We start from the raw sequence: 18,647 nt of genomic DNA, 5'->3' as shown, positions 1-18,647 counted from the left end.
ATGTGAAAGTATCAGTTTTATCAAGCGGATCAACAGGTAATTCTACTTTAATAGAAACTGAGCAACACAAAATTTTGATGGATGCAGGTTTATCTGGAAAAAAGACCAAGGACTTACTAGCTCAAGTCGGGGTTGATATTAAAGATATTGATATGATTTTTATTAGTCATGACCATACCGATCATTCAGGAGGTTTAGGAGTCTTAATGAGACGGTATCCACAAATTTCAGCTTATGCAAATTCAGGTACCTGGAATTATTTAATTGAAAGTAAGAAAATCGGTAACTTACCTGTTGAACAGATCAATACTTTTGAATCTGGGGTAACGAAAACTTTTGGTGACTTAGATGTGACTAGTTTTGCTACTAGTCATGATGCAGCTGAACCCCAATATTATGTTTTTAGCAGTGGCGGCAAAAGATTTGCTTGTTTAACAGATACAGGATATGTTTCAAGCACTGTTAAAGGCGAAATTAAGGATGCAGATGGCTATTTAATGGAGTTTAATTATGATGATATGATGCTTAGAAATGGACCGTATTCTTGGTCTTTAAAGCATCGAATTATGTCGGATGTTGGGCATCTTTCAAATGATCAGGCAGCTGATACGCTACTTGATGTTGTTTCTCCAAAAACTAAAAACATCTTTTTGGCCCACCGTAGTCAACATAATAATACTCAGTATTTAGCTCATGAGACTGCACATGATTTATTGGTTGCGGGGGATGCAAATCTGCCCGCAGATGTTAAAATTATTGATACCAATCCACTAGAAGCCGGATCACTCACAGAAATATAATTTTTAGCAAATAATTTGACTTGAATTCATAAAAAATTCAAAATTTGTGATTAGGCTAGAGTGAATAGAAAAGGAGAATTTTTATGGCAGAAAATAATACTAAGAACTCTAATAAGCATAATGCTCTAATTAAAACTGGTATTATAGGAGTGGTTGCAGGATTACTCGGTGGTGGAGTAGCTTATGCAGGTTTGTCTCAAATTAACGGACAGAATGCTCCACAAACAACTGTTGCGCCAACAGCTAAGGTTGAGAAGTCTAACAGTAAGAACAGCAGTCAAATGACTAATGCCTTTAATACGGTAAAGAATTCTGTTGTTTCTGTTGTAAACTTGAAGAGACAAAGTTCTTCTTCAACTAGTGATCCATTTGGTATTTTTGGGTCTGATAGTTCCAGTTCTTCAAAGAAGAATTCTAAATCAGATTTAGAAACTTACAGTGAAGGTTCTGGAGTTATTTACATGAAATCTAATGGTAAAGGCTACATTGTAACCAATAATCACGTGGTTTCTGGAAGTGATGAAATCCAAGTTATTTTAAGTGATGGTAAAAAGGTAACGGCTAAAAAAGTCGGAACTGATGCAGAAACAGACTTGGCCGTCTTAACTATTGATGGTAAATATGTTACTCAAACTGCCCAATTTGGCTCTTCTAAGAACTTAGAGCCAGGTCAACAAGTAATTGCTGTTGGTTCTCCACTTGGGAGCGAATATGCAACTAGTGTAACCCAAGGTATTATTTCTGCTAAGAATAGAACAGTAGATGTAACTAATTCATCTGGCCAAGTAATTAACCAGGCAACCGTTATTCAGACTGATGCAGCTATTAACCCTGGTAATTCAGGTGGTCCATTAGTTAATATGTCTGGTCAAGTAATTGGTATTAACTCAATGAAATTGTCCTCTTCTAGTGATGGGACTGCCGTTGAAGGAATGGGCTTTGCAATTCCTAGTGATGAAGTTGTTTCAATTATTAATCAATTGGTTAAGAATGGTAAAATTACGCGTCCTAAATTAGGCGTAAGAATTGTATCCGTTGATGAATTAACAGAATATGGCCGCAAGAAACTTGGTTTGCCTGACAGTGTTAAGTCTGGTGTCTATGTTGCTAGTGTGACCAAGAATGGTAGCGCAGAGAAGGCTGGTATCAAGGCTCGTGATGTAATTACTAAGATTGATGGCAAAGATGTGGATAGCGTTGTTTCACTACATACAGCTCTTTATGCACATAAGATTGGCGATACAGTAACCCTTCAGGTGGTTAGAGATGGAAAATCACAGTACATCAAAGTTACCTTAAGTTAATTGAGTATTATTAAATAGAGATAAAAAAGCTATGACTATACGATTTGTAAGCGGTAATCATAGCTTTTTCTTAATATTTAAAGTGTGAAACCTAATAAAGTTCGCATTTTAAAATTGTCAAGATCTTAGAATTATCGAATGGATTGTGGGAAAATGTGGAAAACTCTGTGGATTGTGCATAAGTTGGCGATAATAAAAATAAAAATGTGGAAAACTTGTGAATTATGTGTAAATAAAGTCCTGATTTTATAAAAGTTGAACGGCTGTTCAAGCCTAGTCTGTAAGGGATAGAGGGAAAAGTTTGGAAAATTAATCAAATTTATAAAAATGTGGAATAAATTTTGTAAAAAAGTTATCCACTTTTTTATAAACCACAATTTGTTGAGAAGTAATTGAGAGAACCACTAAATATAGTTTTTAGTAATCCACAACCAGGGGAAAACTCATGTGGATGCTATGTCAATTAGGGGATAAAATAAAAATCTAGATGTGTGAAAGGGATAAATTAGCATGAATATAAAAATTGTCTGTGTAGGGAAATTAAAGGAAAAGTACTTTAAAGATGGAATTGCAGAATATGTAAAGAGAATGAGTCGTTTTGCAAAAGTAAAAATAGTTCAAGTTCCAGATGAAAAAGCCCCCGAAAAACTAAGTCCTGCTGAAATGGAACAGGTCAAAGAAATCGAGGGAAAAAGAATTTTAGATAAGATAAAAGATAAAGAATATGTTTATGTAACTGCGATTAAGGGGAAAGAAAGAACTAGCGAGGCTTTTGCGAAAGAGCTATCGAATTTAACTACTTATGGGCATTCTGACATTACCTTTGTTATTGGAGGAAGTCTCGGTACAAGTGACGCGGTAAATAAGCGAGCAGATGATTTAATCAGTTTTGGTAAATTTACAATGCCTCATCAATTAATGCGCTTGGTTTTAATTGAACAAATTTACCGTGCATTTATGATTAATAGCGGCAGTCCATACCATAAATAATTATTTGAGAAGAAACAAGATTGGTTGAAGTAGTACTATGATGCTACTAAAAATAAGCCAATCTTTTTTTGTTAAGGCGATCGGAACAATTACACTCCTTTCTTTGCCTTCACGATAGCCATGTGAAATCATTCCATCAGCTAAACTATTAGACCAAGAAATTGCGGCTAAAATTGCTTTAAAATATAAGGCCGGTGAGTAGAAAGATAAGTGGTAGTGTCTCATATCCCCAACTAGGCGGATTCTATTTACTTCGGCATGAATTTTGGGAATAACATTAAAGGCAGCTAGAGTTCCATAAGCAAACTTACTAGGTAATTTAAAATTTTGTTCTAGTGAACGAGCTAGAGCAAGAAAAGAAGTCGTTTCAGTGAAAGCGGCTCCTAAAAAGACATAGGCGTAAATTCTCGTAAATAAGACACAAGCTTTATAAAGACTACGGCTAGGAGTGAAGTAGTAAATTGTAATAAAAACTACGGAAGCTGCGAATAAAGGAATGATAAATAATAAAAACAGCTTCTTAAGGTTAATGTGCTTAAACAGAAGATAGAGAAGGCAAGCCCCAATGATAATGAGGTTTGCTCCTAAATTAGGCACAAGTGATATTTCCAGAGAAATAATTAAGATTAAAAATAATTTTAGTCCGGGATTCATTTTATTTACCTCTATTTAGCGTAGAAAAGTTGTTGGCCTTTTAAAACAAGATGATAGTCACATAGATTTTGAATCTGATCGAGCTGGTGACTAATTACGATTAAGCTATGCTTTTCATCTAAGAAGTAGTTCTTTAGTAAAAAAATGACTTCTGAGACGCTTTTTTGATCTAAACCACTAAATGGTTCATCTAGTAATAAAACGTCCGGATAGGCCATTAACATGACGAGAATTTGAAGCTTCCTTTTTTGACCACCAGAGAGAGAATAAACAACTTGTTCATCCATATTTTCTAAATTGAGTTTAGTTAGGATAGACTGAAGCTTAGACTCATTGAGAGAAGGATTTTGATTGTATTTTAAGCTAAAATCTAATTCTTCTTTTACCGTAACATTTAAGAATTGATCGTCTGGATTTTGAAAAATTTGTCCTACTTTTGACAAATAAGGCCGGCGACGCCATTTTTTAACCTCTTTATCTTTAAAGAGTAGTTCTCCCTGATAAGTAATAACCTTGCTTAAGGCCTTAAATAAAGAAGTTTTACCACTACCATTCTCTCCAGTTAGGAGGGTTGCTTTTCCAGAATAGATTTTTAAATTAGTTGAAGAAAGTAACTCTTTTTCTGGGAATGATAGGGAAAAAGAATTAAAAGAATATACTGATTCTTGATTTGTATGAGGAAGAGAAAAATTGGTTACTACTTCTTCTTGAGAAGGTAGAGGAGTAGTTTGAATTCTTTGATTTTTGATAGCAAAAACTTTGGGATCAATTTTTTCATAATTAGCAAAGTTATGATCACTAATCAAAATCGTTTTACCTTCTTGATGGAGTGAATCTAAACAGTTAAGCAGAAAATTTCGATTATGAGAGTCGCAATTAGCAAATGGCTCATCTAATAAGAAGAGGTCACTTTGCATTGCAATTAAGACGGCTAAGGCTACACGCTGCTTTTCACCGCCTGAGAGATGAAGGAAGGGACAGTCTAACAAATGCGAAATATTCGTTTTATGGCTAACTTCATCGATAATCTTTTGAGCAGTAACTCGATCAATTAGTTTATTTTCTAAAGCAAAAATTAATTCTGCTCTTGGAGTTGCCATCGTGAATTGACGATTAGGGTCTTGAAAGACCATCCCCCAATTAGTAAATGGCTGATTTAAAGAGCCAGTAGTAATTTTGCTGTTAGAAGTAGGTTCAAGACCAGCAACTAATTTTAAAAGGGTAGATTTTCCGCTGCCACTTGGACCAGTTAATAAGGCAAAATCGCCTTGGTTAATAGTAAAATCTAAATTCTTAAAAATTAATTTGTATTGGTATTGAAAGGAAAGTTGGTTAATTTTGATTTGTTTGGATGACATGGGCTTTTTCTAGAAGGTTTACGATTAATTTTACTAATACACAGGTAAATAGGAGCATGGAGATCCAGCGAACTACAAAGTAGAGAATCATATTAAAGGTTGAAAAAAAGCTATAGCCGTTTTTTATGAAATCGTACAAATAAGTGACAATAGTCGTGGTTGTAGCAGATAAGAAAAGAGTAAACCAATCGTATCGACGGTAGCTAGTAAAGGTAAAACCTAATTCACTACCTAGCCCTTGAACAGCACCAGAAATTAAATTAACAGCTCCCCACTGTTCTCCGGCAATCAATTCAACGCAGGAACCTAAGAACTCTCCTAAGAAAGCAGAGCCAGGAATGCGAACAAGAAAGCCGGCTAATGGTCCTGCCATACACCAGATTCCCATCATAATATCATTTGCTAACATCCCATAGCCAATTGGAGTTAGGAGAGCGGTTAGAGCATTATAGAGGCCGTCACTAGCTAAATAAATAAAACCAAAAATAATAGCAATTAAGGCAATTAAGATGATATCTCTTACATGTAATTTTTTCATTTTTTCCTCCAAAAAATAAAAAGCCACCTCAAAGAGGTGACTTAAATAAAAGTCTAAAAATAGTCATTTTCCCTACGCTGATATTAATCAAACAGGTTCAATGGGTATATTCTCAGCCCGATAGGCACCCCAGATGTATTTACAGTTTAAGCTTACGCTTAATAAGACTAAAAGACAATTAAAAATAATAAAAAGGTTATAATTAAAACAGAATAGAATCAAAGGGGACTGATTGAGATGGCAACAGCGACATTAAAAAATTATTTATTAAGTTTAATGCAAAATAATCAAGCTAGTGAAGTAGAGCTTCGAACCCAGAATTTTTTGTCCTACCGTCTTTATTTAGAGGGAATGCATTATGACTTTATTGAATATCAGTCCGGAAGCAATCAAGTGCTATATTGTCTTACTGGTAAATGCGAGGTAAAGATAGGAACGCAAAGCTTTTATTTAACAAGTGGAAACATCTTATTAATTGAAAAAGATAGCGCTTATGCAATCAAGCTTAGTGACAAGAATACAGTAATTATAAAATTTAAGCTGAGTAGCGATTTTTCATGGGATGAGCAAATAGAAAACGTAACAATTGATACTCCCACTGAAGAGAAACTAAGCACCCTATTTTTAAAGAATTTATCTCAGGATAAAGCCTTTTTATTTACAACGACGTCAGTAATGTGGAGTAGCCAAAGTATCAGAGAGATAGTGCAAGATGATCTTAATCATGCGGCATTTAATAGCACAATCGGATTAGAGTTACTTAAAGTAGTGATTTTGCGCAATTTACGTGAGCAGAACTTTAAATTGAGTGAAAAAAGAGAAAATAAGTTTAAGGATGAGACGTTAGATCAGTACATTGACCAGCACTATAATGACATTACGCTAGCAGAAGCGGCTGAATATTTTGGTTTTAATCGAAATTACTTCTCTACAATGGTAAAAGAAAAAACTGGTAAGAGTTTTGTGGAACATGTTGACGATAGGCGCATGAGAGAGGCTAGAAGATTACTCGCTAAGCCAAATGTATCGTTAAAAGACATAATTGAAACTATTGGTTATTCAAGTAAGTCATTTTTCTATAAAAAATTTAAGCATTATTATGGGATGACGCCAGCAGAAATGAGAAAGAGATTATTTAGAGAAGCTCATATTAATTTGAAATAGGTATATAAAAAGGGATGCAATTGCATCCCTTTTATTACATATTTTTTAATCTCTTAATTCGATCCGCAGTAGGCGGGTGAGTATCAAAGAGTGAGCTTAACCCACGATTATGAAGTGGATTTTCAATGTAGAGCCCAGCACTTGATGGATCTGGATCTTTCATTGGCTCACTGTTAGAAATCTTCTCTAGGGCTGAAATTAGGCCTTGTGGATTTCTAGTAAGTTCTACTGAGCCCGCATCAGCCAGGTATTCTCGATTACGAGACAGAGCCATTTGGGCAAGCCCTGCAGCAAGTGGACCTAAAATTAAGGTAAAAACAATTGCTACTACCTTAAAAATTGCTTCTAAAGGACTTGAGTCTCGGTCATCGCGGTCTGAATTACCGCCCCACCACCAAATGCGAGAAGCGAAGTTAGAAATAAAAGAAATTACTGCCGCTAGTGCAACGCCAATAGTTGAAATTAAGATATCATAATTTCTAATATGAGAAATTTCATGGCCTAAAACGCCCTCTAACTCACTTCTATTTAATCGTTCTCGTAAGCCAGTTGTAACGGCAACGTAGCTATGCTTAGGATCTCGTCCAGTCGCAAAAGCATTCGGGCTCGGATCATCAATAATAAAGACTCTTGGCATCGGAACTTGTCCAGCCAGAGCCATATCTTCAACAATGTGCCAAAGTTCTGGATCATCTTCTTCATGAATCTCTCGGCCGTGATTCATGCTCATCACTAGGTTTCCAGGATTTTGAAGAATAATAAAAAGATAAATTAAACTACCAATAAGAGCAATGGCGATTCCGGAAAAAGGTTCGCCATTAATTAAGTATCCTAACCCACCACCAACAAGAGCTAGAATAATAACGAATATAACAAGCAAAAATGCTGTTTTACGCTTATTGCGTGCTATTTGTTGATAGAGCATTAATTAACCTAAAATTTAACTTGAGGAACGGCCTTTTCTTCAGTTGGTGTTTGAAGATAGTCCAATTTCTTAAAGCCATGCATCTTAGCTACTAAGTTAGATGGAAAAGTTAGTAACTTCTCATTAAACATAGCAACTGTTGAGTTATAAAGTTGACGTGAGTAGGCAATCTTATTTTCGGTGTTAGTAAGTTCTTCTTGGAGTGCTAAGAAGTTTTGGTTGGCTTTTAAGTCAGGATAATTTTCAGCTAAAGCAAAAATACTCTTCAACGAATCAGTAATTTGATTAGAAAGTTTATTAGCTTCTTCGTGATCAGAAGCTGGAAGGTTTACTAATTGGTTTCTTAATGAAACTACGTTTTCTAAAGTGCCGCTTTCGTGTTTAGCATAACCCTTAACTGTTTCAACTAAGTTAGGAATTAAGTCATTACGACGCTTCAATTGAACATCAATTTGGCTCCAAGCTTCATCGGCATGCACCTTAGCTTTTTGTAAGCCGTTATAGATGCCAATATAAATAGCTACCAATAAAATTAAAATAATGATAATAATCCAGGTTAAACTCATAAACTGAATCCTTTCTCTATATCATAAATATTAAGCTAAAAATGTTAGGAATATTGTACCAAATAACAGAAAATTAGAACATAAAAAAAGCACAGTTTTGTGCTTTTTTACGATATCTAAATAACAAAGTCTAAGACGATCCATCCAAGGATTGTCAAAAGAATCAAACCAGCAAATTCGAGAACTGAAAATATCCAGAAGAATTTGCGCTTTGATACTGTTCCGTTTTCAACGAAACTTTTGAAAACAAGCATGTTAGCCATTGATCCAACAAGTGAACCAAATCCTCCAATATTTGAACCCAAGAATAAGGCTTCAGCATAATTAGTAAATTTACCAATTAGGATGGTTGAAGGAACATTAGAAATAAACTGACTTGAAATGATTGAAGTTAAGAAGACAGAATGTTCAGAGAACATGGTCTTTGAAATAAGTGTAACGATAAATGGTATTTGCTGGATATCACTAATAAAAATAAAGAAGCATGTGAAAGTTAAGAGTAAAGCATAATCCACGTGTAACATAATTGAAGGATTAATAATAAGAGCCAAAATTACGGCAACAATTGCTGGAACATATGCTGGAACAATATTAAAAACACCAAAGAAGAAGAAAATTGAAACAGCAATAGTCAAAACCATCGGTCTGACACTAATCCTAATATCTTCTAAAGGTACTGTAGGAATCGGTTTATCTTTAACAAAAAAGATGAACAATAAAACGATAATTAAACTGACCAGCAATAATGGAAGTGACCAACTAAAAAATTTAAGTGGTGAAACGTTATAGCTATTAACTACAAAAATATTGTGAGGATTACCCCATGGGGTAAAAGCAGCTCCAATATTTGCTCCCATCCCAATTAAGGTGACAGGCAGTATTTCAGGTAAATTGTGGCGTTTAGCAATTGTTAAATACAATGGTATAAGAGTTAAAACAGTTATATCATTAGTTAAGAACATTGCGGATACAATTGATAAGATTGTAAAAATTGCAGTTAATCTTCTTGTACTTCTAGCGCTAGCTGTGAGCTTATAAGCTAATACATCCAAAACGTGTAAGTAAGAAAAAATTTGGATAATAGTTAGCATCGCTAAAATTGAGTATAGTGTGTGGAAGTTAATATCTTCAATCCGTGGTCGGGCGAAGAATAAGCTTATGATCGTTATGACAACCGTAATTTGTAAAATACGGTCTTTAGCAATATTTTTGATGACGGTCATTAATGTCCCCTCTTAAAATTAAATCAACACTACTATTCTGAACTCTTTAGCGTAAGTTCGCAACGCTTTTTTCGGATTAAACTTTCCTATTAATATTTATTTTGAGCATTTTATTAGGTGAAGAAGAAAGAGAAGTGCTATATTTAAGTTAGTAGATAAGATAGGAGGAATAGATTATGCTTGATTCAAAAAATATTGAACTAAAAATAAAAGATGGTGCTAAAGAGGCCTTAGAAAAGAAGATTAAACCGGGACAAGTTGTTTTATTAGCCTTAAATGATGGCTCAAATGGTTATTCTAAATTAGGTGGGACTTGTACAATCGGTGCTAATTTTCAGCTTGTTTTATTAGATCATGAGGATCCGGATTTTTCTATTAAAATTAAAAATAATATGGACTTAAATATGTATACATCTGATAAAGAATTAGCATTTTTAGAGGATGGATTAGTCCTTAACGCTCGTGATGCTGTTCTATCTTTATCTTCAAATGAAGGGATTATTGATGGCGGAGTTACCATTTCTGAATTTAAAGGTGAAAAATTATCTGCAGATGAGATAAAAAAATTAGGTGGAAAGATCTGCTAGGTATTGAAGTGACGTGCTTCTTCGTGGTATGATAATAAAAGATTTTCGAAAATTTTATTTGAGAGGAAGTATAGATCTATGCGTAAAGGTGAAAACTACAACACAGGTGTTACACCAAACTTAAGACCTAAGAACAAGAAGAATTCTAAGGCTCGTGTTAAGAGAGCTGCTGAAGTAGTTGCTTTCTTAAACAAAGCTGCTAAAGACGAAAACAAGTAATTAAATTTACTACTCAATAAAAGGAGAGACGCTATTTAGCGTCTCTCCTTTTTTGTATCATTATATAAATCGAAATTAATATAATAACATTTCATTATATTTGAAATTATATTTGAAATTATATTACTATATAAATTGTCTTATAGAGGACAAAGTAATAAAGCGTAGGATATAAATTTTAAAATGAATAACATTTCGATAAAAGGACTAGAATTAAAAGCAATTTTCGCCCTTATTTTGCCGTCTCTTTTTTTAGGAGTAGCAGATAATTTTTCAGATAATGTTTTTTGGGGAGTTGCGATGCTTCTGGTATTAGGCGCACTTGTTGGCCTAATTTTGCCAAATATTGTTAGTACGTGGCTTATTTTAATTTTAACTGCATTGGGAATCAGTGGCTTAACCCTTGGCTATGTGAGATTAGATATTTATGCTAAGACAATGTTATTGCTTTCGTTTCCAATAGAAGCCTATCTAGCGAGTCAGTTGAGAGAATGCATTTTTAGGTGGAGTATCTATAAGAAAAATGAAGCTAGTGTTTATCGCTATATTACCCACTACGATCAAAATGTAAAACTGCAAACGACCTATAACGCACAGAAGCTATACCAGAAGATAAGTAGAATATTAAGAGAGAAAAGCTATTTACCTTTGTGGGGTGACTTTACCATCATTAAATGGGAGCATGAGCAACAGTTTGCTCAGTTCAATTTAGAAGAGCACAGTCAAATTTTGAAACAAATAGCTAAAGTGCTTAAAAAGAGCATATTAGTTGATGAGAATTTATATTACCTGGGAAATGGTGAATTTTTAATTATTTCTAATACAATTGCACCTGGAACTTTGATGGTTTTGAATGATGAATTAAAAGCAGAACTTCGAGCTTTAAAATATGAAGACTATCACCCAGCATTTAAAATGGCTACTCAGCATATTGTTGAGGAAGATTTGATATTATACCCAGATCTTGATGCAATTCTTAAACATTTAAAACGAAAACTTGAAACAGATTTAGTTGTTGAATATTTAAAGGGAGCAGAAGCATGATAGACGTTTTCTTTATTTTGGCGATTTTAGTTACATTAATATTTTTAATTGCGCTTTTTGCTATGATTTATAGTGTTTGGACGATTTATCATCAAACTGAACATACAGTCCTTCATTTAGGAAAGAATCATCATGTTAAATAATGTTTTAGCATTTTCAACTTTAGTATCTATTTGGTTTTCTCTTTTAGCGTCACTAGTAACGCTTTATGGTGCGATTCGTTTTTGGATTAAACATAGTAAAAAGATTGTTTTTATTACCCCCCTAAAACGCTACCCTACGATTACGATTGTAGTACCAGCCCATAATGAAGAGCTTGTAATTGCTAAAACGACAAAAGGAATCCTTGATTTAAACTATCCTGCTTCAAAAATAGAAGTACTTTTATATGCGGATAATTGTCAAGATAAGACAGCTGCGGAGATGCGGAAGGCAGTTGATATGCCTGAATATAGGTATCGAAACGTACAGATTATTGAAAGACAGGGTTCGGGAGGAAAAGCTGGGGTTTTGAATGATGCCTTAGAAATAGCTCAAGGAGAATATATCTGTGTCTATGATGCAGATGCATTACCAGAACAAAATGCCTTATATTTTTTAGTTAAAAAAGTTTTAGAAAATCCAAGTCGCTACATGGCCACCTTTGGAAGAAATAAAACACGTAATGCAAAGCAAAACTTTTTAACTAGATGTATCAATCAAGAAGTTATTGTCTCTCAACGTATTCAACATGTTGGGGTCTGGAATCTATTTAAAATTGGACGAATTCCAGGAACAAATTTCATCATTAATACCGAGTATGTAAGAAGTATTGGTGGTTGGCAACAGGGTGCTTTAACTGAAGATACAGAGATTTCTTTTCGGATTATGGAAGATGGATACTTGATTGCTTTGGCTTATAATTCAGAAGCGTTTGAACAAGAGCCTGAGCACTTACGTGATTATTATTATCAACGATTGCGCTGGGCAAAAGGTAACTATCAAGTTGTGATAAATAATTTTAAGCATTTATTTGATAGGAGTAATTGGCGGGTTAAATTAGAAACATTTTATTTAACCTGTATTTTCTTTTGGTTTAACTTAGCGGTTGTTCTTTCCGATATTATCTTCTTCGTAGATTTAGGATGTGTAGTAGCAAGATTTTTAAATCCTAAGATACCAATTATTTTCGCAATGGATTCCAATCTCTTACTGATGCAACTTTTATTAATTAATTGGTTACTGATGATTCTTTTATATGTAACTCAAATCAATCTGGCTTTAGCTACACAGTATGGACAAGCCACTAGTGATCAAATTTGGTTAGCATTGGGTTCGTATTTTACCTATTCACAGTTATTTATTGCTATTTCTATCCAAGCAGTTTGTTCAGTTATCGGGGATAAAATTTTTAAGCGAGACAGTAGTAAATGGGTAAAAACAAAGAGATTTGCAGATTAGGGATAGGGCATGAGAGTTAAAAATTTAATCTTGATTTTAGGTGTGATAGTAGCTTATTTAGGAATTATTGTATATGTAAGGATTAAGCAATGATCGCACGATAGAAAAAAGATACTATCAGGTTTGGCGAGAGGATTATATAAAAAATCAAAGTGAAAATGAGCAGTATGTTAACGCAGCTGGAAAAAATAAGACATCGTTTGCCTTGTCTGAAGCACAGGGATATGGAATGTTACTAGCTGTAAAGGCAGGACAGAAGCACTTAGGAAGCCAAACTGATTTTCAAAAATTGGATAATTATTATTTAAGGCATCGATTGTCTAATTCAAACTTAATGAGCTGGAGACAAGAAAATAAAAAGGGAAGCTTACAGGATAATCCAGTGAGTGCAAGTGACGGCGACATGATGATTGCCCAAGCATTGCTTGAAGCTGATAAAGTTTGGCCAGGACATGGATATAAAGCTCAAGCTTTTAAACTAATCAGTGATATCAAAAAGTTAGAAAGCAATCGTTCGGCTAAAATAATTACTGTAGGAAATTGGGCAAATAAGAAATCACATTTTTATAATGTAATGAGAACATCGGATGTAATGCCAGAAGCATTTGAAGAATTTTATCAAGCAACTGGAGACCACAGCTGGATAGAAATAAAATCACAGATGCTGACTTATTTACAACAGCTTAGCAGCCAACATAAAACAGGACTAGTTCCGGATTTTGCCTGGATTTCAAGGCAAAAACAGGCGTCTCCTGCTAAGGCTAATGATGTAGCAACTAAAGATGATGGTAATTACAGCGCCAATGCTTGCCGAGTTCCGATGCTCTTAGCAGCAAGTAATGATAAAGAAGCCAATAATATCGTAAAGAAAATGCTGAAGTTTTTTAAGCAAAAAGAAGAAATATCGAGTGGGTTTACCTTGAGTGGAAAACCCCTATATCCATATAAGTCTGCGAGCTTTAGTGCACCGATCTTTGTAGCCGCAAGTAAGTATTAAAATGAAGGATATGGTACTTTGGTAGAACATGAAAAATATATTTTTTCAAGACCGCTTCCTGCTAATAATTACTACGATGCAACATTGATTGTTTTAGCTGCTTTAAATACAAATGAGTTGACGGGATTAGAGAAATAGAGAAAGATTAAGGTGTTAAATCTTTCTCTATTTTTGATTTGCAAGAGTAGAGTGGTTTTGCTATGATAGTAGAAATTTTAGACATTTTTATATTTCTGGAAGGGGTAAGTTTTTATGGGATTAAATGCCTATATTCAAGGTTTTAATAGTTTAGAGTCGATTGACCGTGCACCAGGATATTTTAAATATCAACACCATTCTGTAGCTGATCATAGCTTTAGAACAGCAGAACTTGCTCAAATGATGGGAGATATCGAAGAAGTCATTGGTAAGCAAAAAGTAAATTGGAAAGCTCTTTATGAAAAGAGTCTTAACCATGATTATACTGAACGTTTTATTGGTGATATCAAGACACCGGTTAAGTATGCAACTCCACAATTACGTAAGATGATTGGGGATGTTGAAGAAACCATGACTGCTAAATTTATTAAGGATGAAATTCCAAAAGAATTTCAAAAAATTTATACAAAACGCCTATCTGAAGGAAAAGATGATACTTTAGAAGGTAAGATCTTATCTATTTGTGATAAGTTGGATTTACTTTATGAAGCTTATGGTGAAATTGAATTAGGAAATCCAAATCCTGTGTTCATGCAGATGTTTAAAGAAAGTCTTGAAACTATTAAAAAGTTTGATGATTTAACTTGTGTTCAATATTTTATTAAGAAAATTTTGCCAGATTTATTTAAGGGCGATTTTGCCGGTAAAGATAAAATGCAAAGAATTGCATTTAGTATTTTGTTAATGGGGGAAGAATAGGTTGAAATTACAGTGTGCATCCTGTGGTTTACGACTTGATAGTCTTCATTTTAAGCAAGAAGGGTTAATGAACCCTAAGTTGACAAGTATTTGTGATATTTGTTTAACAAGAAATTTGGATGCAGAGAACTATGAAAATCCGGTAGTTGAAAGTATTTCCCAGGTAATGCTTTATAGCTTTGTAGGAAAGAAAAATAATGGTCAGATTAAGCCGGATTCTTTAAAGCATTATATTGTAGACAATAATAATAGACGACAGTATGAGTCGTTCATTCAAGATTATGATGGCAATGAAGTTGCTTTGCAACAAATTTCACGTCGTGAGTTTAATTTAGCAATTATTAAAAGTGAAGATAATGAAATAGACTATGTTCCTGAGAATAATGTTGATTTTGCAGTAAATATGAAAAAGATGGGGATTGAAGTTGACTTTTCTTTAAATGAAGTTGACTTTGTAGATCGGGAACGAATTCGGCATAAGTATAATTATCGCTGTCAGTATTGCGGCCGACGGGGAACGAGTGTAGATCACAAAGATCCCGTTTCTTTATCACATGATAATTCCTTTGATAATTTAATTTTGTCGTGTAGTGAATGCAATAAGATTAAATCGAATATGCCATATCAATTATTTGTTAAATTGAACGATCAATTAACTATCGTAAATAAAAAGTTAGTTAAGTATGAAGATGCTTTATCTAATTTGAAGGAAGAGTTTCAAGCTGCTAAAAGAGACTTGGCTGGCAAGGTTCATTTAAAAGGAATTGTGAATGATCCGGAATTAAATGCAATTCGGAAGCAAAATAAAAAATTACAGGACGCGATTGATAGTTTGCAAAGTGACTATGGTGCCTTGCGTAATGAACGCAAAACATACTTTGATATTGGTTGGAAATTAGAAAAAGAGCGAGAAAATAGCGAAATTATTTAATTCTAATAAATACAAAAGGCTAGTATAACACTGATAGTGGAATACTAACCTTTCTAGATGATTAAAGTATTTTTTGAGAGCTTAATTAGTACTATTAAGTTTTCGGTAGCCAAAGTAGAATTGAAGACAAGCTAAAACTACGTTAAGCCAATTTAGCCATAAGAAACAATCAGCTAATCCACCGGAGTGAGCACCAGTACCTTAGTAAACCCAAAAACCAATAATCACTGCTGCTACATTAATCTAGGCAAAGGATTTTTGATATGATTGTTTGTTTAATACAAACCACATCCAAATAACATTTATAATAAACCAGATTACTAAAACCCAAAATACAAAATCAAACATTATGTATTTTCCTTTCTTTTACATTTAATAAAGTTTCAATTAGTATATTGGGACTTTTCGCTCTTTTCGGGAATAGTATGGATCGTAGAAATCATGATTTTAATAATTTATGCTTTGCTAAAAGGCTAAAGCTGAAAATAAATAGGTAGATAATAATATACTAATAAAAAGGCTGATATCTCAATGCTTATAACAAAGAGTATCAGCCTTTTTAAATTTATAGGGTAAAAGCAAATTCTGTATTATTTTGCTTAAAGTTCATTATTTCTGAAGTTACGTAGGAACTTCTTAGTCTTTTCTTCTTGGGGATCGTTAAAGATCTGTTGTGGTGTTCCTTGTTCAGTAATAACCCCATCACTCATGAAGACAACTTGATCAGATACATCACGAGCGAATCCCATTTCGTGAGTAACAATCACCATTGTTAGTCCAGTCTTAGCTAGTAGTTGCATGGTGTTAAGTACTTCACCAACCATTTCTGGGTCAAGGGCACTAGTAGGTTCATCAAAGAGCAGAACTTCTGGATCCATAGAAATTGCCCGAGCAATTGCTACACGTTGTTGTTGACCACCAGATAACTGGTGAGGTTTTGCAGTAAGAAATGGATACATTCCAACTTTCTTCAAGTTTTCAATAGCAACTTTTTTAGCTTCTTCTTTGGAGCGACCAAGAACCATTTCTTGGCCAATCATGCAGTTTTGGAGGACATTCTTATTGTTAAACAAGTTAAATTGCTGAAATACCATTCCGACCTTAGACCGGAAGGTATTACGATTAAAATGAGGATCAAGAATGTTTTCTCCATGGAAGAGAATTTTTCCATTACTTGGTTCTTCAAGAAGATTAATACATCTTAACATGGTTGATTTACCACCACCAGATGGACCAATAATGGTCATTACTTCTCCTTTGTTAATATTAAAAGAAATATCTTTTAATACTGTATGATCACCATATTTTTTTTGTAAATGTTGTACTTGTAAAATGTTTTCTTCGTTATTATTGTTCATGTTCAAATCCAGTCTCCTTTGGATCTTCTACTTGTAATTGGTTAGCCATTAAGTTGTAGTTCTTTGGACCTTCAAGTTTTCTTTCAATAAAATTAAATATTCTAGTAATTGAGAATGTCAAGATTAAGTAGATCATTGAAATAATGAAGTAAGTTTGGAAGAATTCGAAGGTTTGACTGGCAACGGTTGTACCAACAAAGAACAATTCTGAAACTGAAATAATACTTAATACTGAAGTATCCTTAATGTTAACAATAAATTCATTAGTAATTGATGGTAGAGAGTTTCTAATTGCTTGAGGTAAAATAATGTGCCACATTTGTTGAGAGTGGGTCATACCAAGAGCAGAAGCTGCTTCAAATTGTCCCTTAGGAGTTGCGTTAATACCACCACGGATAACTTCGGCTAGGTAAGCACCTGTGTTAATTGAAACAATAACTAAGGCAGCTAAGGTACGGTTTAGGTTAAGATGCCATAATTGAGCAATTCCGTAGTAAATAACAGCTGCTTGAACCATCATAGGAGTTCCACGGAATACTTCGATATAAACTGCTAAAAGCCAGTTAACAATCTTTAAACCCCATCTTTTACCAGTAGACTTAGGAGTTGGGATAGTTCTAACAATACCAACAAGTAAACCAATGAAGAAACCAGCGATAGTACCAACTAGGGCTAAAAGAAGGGTCATACCAACACCGCCAAGGATCATTGAACCGTAGCGACGCATAATTGACATAAACCAATTTTCCTTCTTACTGCTGCCTGCTTGAGGTTGTTCCTTAACAGCTTGGGCCATTAATTGGTCACGCTTTTTATTAGAAACACCTTTTAAGATACTGTTAACTTGATCTAATAATTCATTGTTACCTTTCTTAACACCAATTGAAGTAATTGAGTCATCATGACTAACTTTAAATCCTTGCATCTTGTTAAGGTTAACAGCAACAATGTTAGGGTTAACAGTCTTGTAACTTTGATATTCAATATCTTCAGCAACATAACCGTCAATAGTACCTGATTGTAAACTTTGACGCATTGCAGAAAAGCTTCTCATTGCAGGTTCACGCTTAGCACCATGTAATTGCTTGATTAAGTCGTAGTGAAGAGTACCTTGTTGAGCAGTTAATTTAGCTCCCTTAAAGTCATTTAAGCCTTTTGCTTGAGCAAATTTCCCATCTTTGTTGGTAATTACTACGAAAGTACTTTTTCTATAAGGTTCAGAGAAATTGATAGCCTTTCTACGTTCAGCAGTAGGAGACATACCAGCGATAATTAAATCAATCTTTCCAGAAGTTAAGGCTGGTAATAATCCATCCCATTCGGTTTTTTCTACTACTACTTTACGATGAAGCTTTTTACCAATGATTTTTGCAATTTGGACATCATATCCGTTTGCATATTGCTTAGATCCATCAATTGGAACCGCACCATTTGCATCAGTTGTTTGAGTCCAATTGTATGGTGGATAGTTAGCTTCCATACCGATTTTTAGGGGTGCTTCTTTTTTAGCCGCTTCGGTTTGAGTAGAATTAAAGCTAAAACCGATAACTAAACTTAAAATTAGGGCTAATAAAGCACCAAACCATCTTATTTTTGACTTCACTTTGAAATACCTCCAAAAATTATTTCAAATAAAGCCAATACAATAAAAG

At 34.1% G+C, this 18,647-nt stretch carries 19 protein-coding genes, 2 pseudogenes and 1 riboswitch; of the genes and pseudogenes, 12 read left to right on the top strand and 9 right to left on the bottom strand.

Annotated elements, in window-relative coordinates:
- Positions 1 to 2 precede the first annotated feature (2 nt).
- The 3 genes from CP370_RS01330 (at position 3) to rlmH (ending at position 3,094) form a co-directional block, all read left to right on the top strand.
- Positions 3 to 800 (top strand): MBL fold metallo-hydrolase, encoded by a 798-nt coding sequence (locus CP370_RS01330; protein WP_012845449.1) that lies wholly within the window; start codon positions 3 to 5, stop codon positions 798 to 800.
- A gap of 83 nt (positions 801 to 883) precedes the next feature.
- The gene (locus CP370_RS01325; protein WP_087284322.1) at positions 884 to 2,104 is read left to right on the top strand and encodes a S1C family serine protease; all 1,221 of its coding nucleotides are present in this window, start codon (positions 884 to 886) and stop codon (positions 2,102 to 2,104) included.
- A 510-nt stretch (positions 2,105 to 2,614) separates the two neighbouring features.
- Positions 2,615 to 3,094 carry a 23S rRNA (pseudouridine(1915)-N(3))-methyltransferase RlmH gene (gene rlmH / locus CP370_RS01320; RefSeq protein WP_004896221.1) on the top strand — a complete coding sequence of 160 codons (480 nt, stop codon included), beginning with the start codon at positions 2,615 to 2,617 and terminating at the stop codon, positions 3,092 to 3,094.
- On the opposite strand, the gene CP370_RS01315 is transcribed toward rlmH, so the two are convergent.
- From CP370_RS01315 to CP370_RS01305, 3 genes are read right to left on the bottom strand one after another with little or no spacing between them, the layout of a single operon-like run.
- Positions 3,095 to 3,748 (bottom strand): energy-coupling factor transporter transmembrane protein EcfT, encoded by a 654-nt coding sequence (locus tag CP370_RS01315; RefSeq protein WP_087713403.1) that lies wholly within the window; start codon positions 3,746 to 3,748, stop codon positions 3,095 to 3,097.
- Between the two features lie 11 nt (positions 3,749 to 3,759).
- Positions 3,760 to 5,106, bottom strand: a complete 1,347-nt coding sequence (locus CP370_RS01310; protein ID WP_087713402.1) for an ATP-binding cassette domain-containing protein — start codon at positions 5,104 to 5,106, stop codon at positions 3,760 to 3,762.
- Positions 5,081 to 5,644, bottom strand: a complete 564-nt coding sequence (locus tag CP370_RS01305; protein WP_087284331.1) for an ECF transporter S component — start codon at positions 5,642 to 5,644, stop codon at positions 5,081 to 5,083. Before CP370_RS01305 ends, CP370_RS01310 begins: the two co-directional genes overlap by 26 nt.
- Positions 5,645 to 5,695: 51 nt before the next feature.
- A riboswitch (TPP riboswitch) is annotated at positions 5,696 to 5,786 on the bottom strand.
- A gap of 95 nt (positions 5,787 to 5,881) precedes the next feature.
- Here CP370_RS01305 and CP370_RS01300 point away from each other — a divergent pair.
- On the top strand, positions 5,882 to 6,808 hold the full coding sequence (locus CP370_RS01300; protein ID WP_087713401.1) for an AraC family transcriptional regulator: 927 nt from the start codon (positions 5,882 to 5,884) through the stop codon (positions 6,806 to 6,808).
- Between the two features lie 34 nt (positions 6,809 to 6,842).
- Here the strand turns inward: CP370_RS01300 and htpX are convergent, their stop codons facing one another.
- The 3 genes from htpX to CP370_RS01285 all read right to left on the bottom strand — a co-directional run bounded on the left by htpX (position 6,843) and on the right by CP370_RS01285 (position 9,522).
- A complete protein-coding gene (htpX, locus tag CP370_RS01295) occupies positions 6,843 to 7,733 on the bottom strand; it encodes a zinc metalloprotease HtpX (RefSeq protein ID WP_087713400.1) in 891 nt (296 codons plus the stop codon).
- Positions 7,734 to 7,741: 8 nt separating this feature from the next.
- A complete protein-coding gene (locus tag CP370_RS01290) occupies positions 7,742 to 8,299 on the bottom strand; it encodes a LemA family protein (protein WP_012845456.1) in 558 nt (185 codons plus the stop codon).
- Positions 8,300 to 8,415: 116 nt separating this feature from the next.
- A complete protein-coding gene (locus tag CP370_RS01285) occupies positions 8,416 to 9,522 on the bottom strand; it encodes an SLC13 family permease (protein WP_087713399.1) in 1,107 nt (368 codons plus the stop codon).
- A 176-nt stretch (positions 9,523 to 9,698) separates the two neighbouring features.
- On the opposite strand from CP370_RS01285, the gene CP370_RS01280 reads away from it, so the two are divergent.
- The 8 genes and pseudogenes from CP370_RS01280 to CP370_RS01250 all read left to right on the top strand — a co-directional run bounded on the left by CP370_RS01280 (position 9,699) and on the right by CP370_RS01250 (position 15,637).
- On the top strand, positions 9,699 to 10,109 hold the full coding sequence (locus CP370_RS01280; protein ID WP_087713398.1) for an iron-sulfur cluster biosynthesis family protein: 411 nt from the start codon (positions 9,699 to 9,701) through the stop codon (positions 10,107 to 10,109).
- A 78-nt stretch (positions 10,110 to 10,187) separates the two neighbouring features.
- Positions 10,188 to 10,328, top strand: a complete 141-nt coding sequence (locus CP370_RS01275) for a hypothetical protein (protein ID WP_003649666.1) — start codon at positions 10,188 to 10,190, stop codon at positions 10,326 to 10,328.
- Between the two features lie 183 nt (positions 10,329 to 10,511).
- Positions 10,512 to 11,372, top strand: coding sequence for a hypothetical protein (locus tag CP370_RS01270; protein WP_087713397.1), 861 nt, complete (start codon positions 10,512 to 10,514; stop codon positions 11,370 to 11,372).
- The gene (locus tag CP370_RS09825; RefSeq protein ID WP_004896191.1) at positions 11,369 to 11,515 is read left to right on the top strand and encodes a hypothetical protein; all 147 of its coding nucleotides are present in this window, start codon (positions 11,369 to 11,371) and stop codon (positions 11,513 to 11,515) included. The genes CP370_RS01270 and CP370_RS09825 overlap by 4 nt, the downstream gene beginning before the upstream one ends.
- Positions 11,505 to 12,812: a glycosyltransferase family 2 protein gene (locus tag CP370_RS01265; RefSeq protein ID WP_012845460.1), complete on the top strand. Its 1,308-nt coding sequence runs from the start codon at positions 11,505 to 11,507 to the stop codon at positions 12,810 to 12,812. The genes CP370_RS09825 and CP370_RS01265 overlap by 11 nt, the downstream gene beginning before the upstream one ends.
- Before the next feature lie 9 nt (positions 12,813 to 12,821).
- A pseudogene (locus tag CP370_RS01260) lies at positions 12,822 to 13,947 on the top strand (glycosyl hydrolase family 8).
- A gap of 114 nt (positions 13,948 to 14,061) precedes the next feature.
- Positions 14,062 to 14,706, top strand: coding sequence for a YfbR-like 5'-deoxynucleotidase (locus CP370_RS01255; protein WP_004896187.1), 645 nt, complete (start codon positions 14,062 to 14,064; stop codon positions 14,704 to 14,706).
- A gap of 1 nt (position 14,707) precedes the next feature.
- Complete coding sequence (locus CP370_RS01250) at positions 14,708 to 15,637, top strand: HNH endonuclease signature motif containing protein (RefSeq protein ID WP_087713396.1); 930 nt, start codon at positions 14,708 to 14,710, stop codon at positions 15,635 to 15,637.
- An 81-nt stretch (positions 15,638 to 15,718) separates the two neighbouring features.
- On the opposite strand, the pseudogene CP370_RS09915 reads toward CP370_RS01250, so the two are convergent.
- The 3 genes and pseudogenes from CP370_RS09915 to CP370_RS01235 all read right to left on the bottom strand — a co-directional run bounded on the left by CP370_RS09915 (position 15,719) and on the right by CP370_RS01235 (position 18,598).
- A pseudogene (locus CP370_RS09915) lies at positions 15,719 to 15,985 on the bottom strand (hypothetical protein).
- A 251-nt stretch (positions 15,986 to 16,236) separates the two neighbouring features.
- A complete protein-coding gene (locus CP370_RS01240) occupies positions 16,237 to 16,995 on the bottom strand; it encodes an amino acid ABC transporter ATP-binding protein (protein WP_012845466.1) in 759 nt (252 codons plus the stop codon).
- Complete coding sequence (locus CP370_RS01235) at positions 16,985 to 18,598, bottom strand: ABC transporter substrate-binding protein/permease (RefSeq protein ID WP_012845467.1); 1,614 nt, start codon at positions 18,596 to 18,598, stop codon at positions 16,985 to 16,987. Before CP370_RS01235 ends, CP370_RS01240 begins: the two co-directional genes overlap by 11 nt.
- Positions 18,599 to 18,647: the final 49 nt, after the last annotated feature.

Origin of the sequence: Lactobacillus sp. UMNPBX19 (assembly GCF_002553805.1) — a bacterium.
GTDB lineage: Bacteria > Bacillota > Bacilli > Lactobacillales > Lactobacillaceae > Lactobacillus.
The sequence above is the reverse complement of the archived record's forward strand: the minus strand, read 5'-3'. Positions and strand labels throughout refer to the sequence as shown.

What these genes read in the sequence shown, in the direction of transcription:
- CP370_RS01325 (WP_087284322.1), top strand. Translation starts at nt 884, where the DNA reads ATGGCAGAAAATAATACTAAGAACTCTAATAAGCATAATGCTCTAATT.
- rlmH (WP_004896221.1), top strand. Translation starts at nt 2,615, where the DNA reads ATGAATATAAAAATTGTCTGTGTAGGGAAATTAAAGGAAAAGTACTTT.
- CP370_RS01315 (WP_087713403.1), bottom strand. Translation starts at nt 3,748, where the DNA reads ATGAATCCCGGACTAAAATTATTTTTAATCTTAATTATTTCTCTGGAA.
- CP370_RS01310 (WP_087713402.1), bottom strand. Translation starts at nt 5,106, where the DNA reads ATGTCATCCAAACAAATCAAAATTAACCAACTTTCCTTTCAATACCAA.
- CP370_RS01305 (WP_087284331.1), bottom strand. Translation starts at nt 5,644, where the DNA reads ATGAAAAAATTACATGTAAGAGATATCATCTTAATTGCCTTAATTGCT.
- CP370_RS01300 (WP_087713401.1), top strand. Translation starts at nt 5,882, where the DNA reads ATGGCAACAGCGACATTAAAAAATTATTTATTAAGTTTAATGCAAAAT.
- htpX (WP_087713400.1), bottom strand. Translation starts at nt 7,733, where the DNA reads ATGCTCTATCAACAAATAGCACGCAATAAGCGTAAAACAGCATTTTTG.
- CP370_RS01290 (WP_012845456.1), bottom strand. Translation starts at nt 8,299, where the DNA reads ATGAGTTTAACCTGGATTATTATCATTATTTTAATTTTATTGGTAGCT.
- CP370_RS01285 (WP_087713399.1), bottom strand. Translation starts at nt 9,522, where the DNA reads ATGACCGTCATCAAAAATATTGCTAAAGACCGTATTTTACAAATTACG.
- CP370_RS01280 (WP_087713398.1), top strand. Translation starts at nt 9,699, where the DNA reads ATGCTTGATTCAAAAAATATTGAACTAAAAATAAAAGATGGTGCTAAA.
- CP370_RS01275 (WP_003649666.1), top strand. Translation starts at nt 10,188, where the DNA reads ATGCGTAAAGGTGAAAACTACAACACAGGTGTTACACCAAACTTAAGA.
- CP370_RS01270 (WP_087713397.1), top strand. Translation starts at nt 10,512, where the DNA reads ATGAATAACATTTCGATAAAAGGACTAGAATTAAAAGCAATTTTCGCC.
- CP370_RS09825 (WP_004896191.1), top strand. Translation starts at nt 11,369, where the DNA reads ATGATAGACGTTTTCTTTATTTTGGCGATTTTAGTTACATTAATATTT.
- CP370_RS01265 (WP_012845460.1), top strand. Translation starts at nt 11,505, where the DNA reads ATGTTAAATAATGTTTTAGCATTTTCAACTTTAGTATCTATTTGGTTT.
- CP370_RS01255 (WP_004896187.1), top strand. Translation starts at nt 14,062, where the DNA reads ATGGGATTAAATGCCTATATTCAAGGTTTTAATAGTTTAGAGTCGATT.
- CP370_RS01240 (WP_012845466.1), bottom strand. Translation starts at nt 16,995, where the DNA reads ATGAACAATAATAACGAAGAAAACATTTTACAAGTACAACATTTACAA.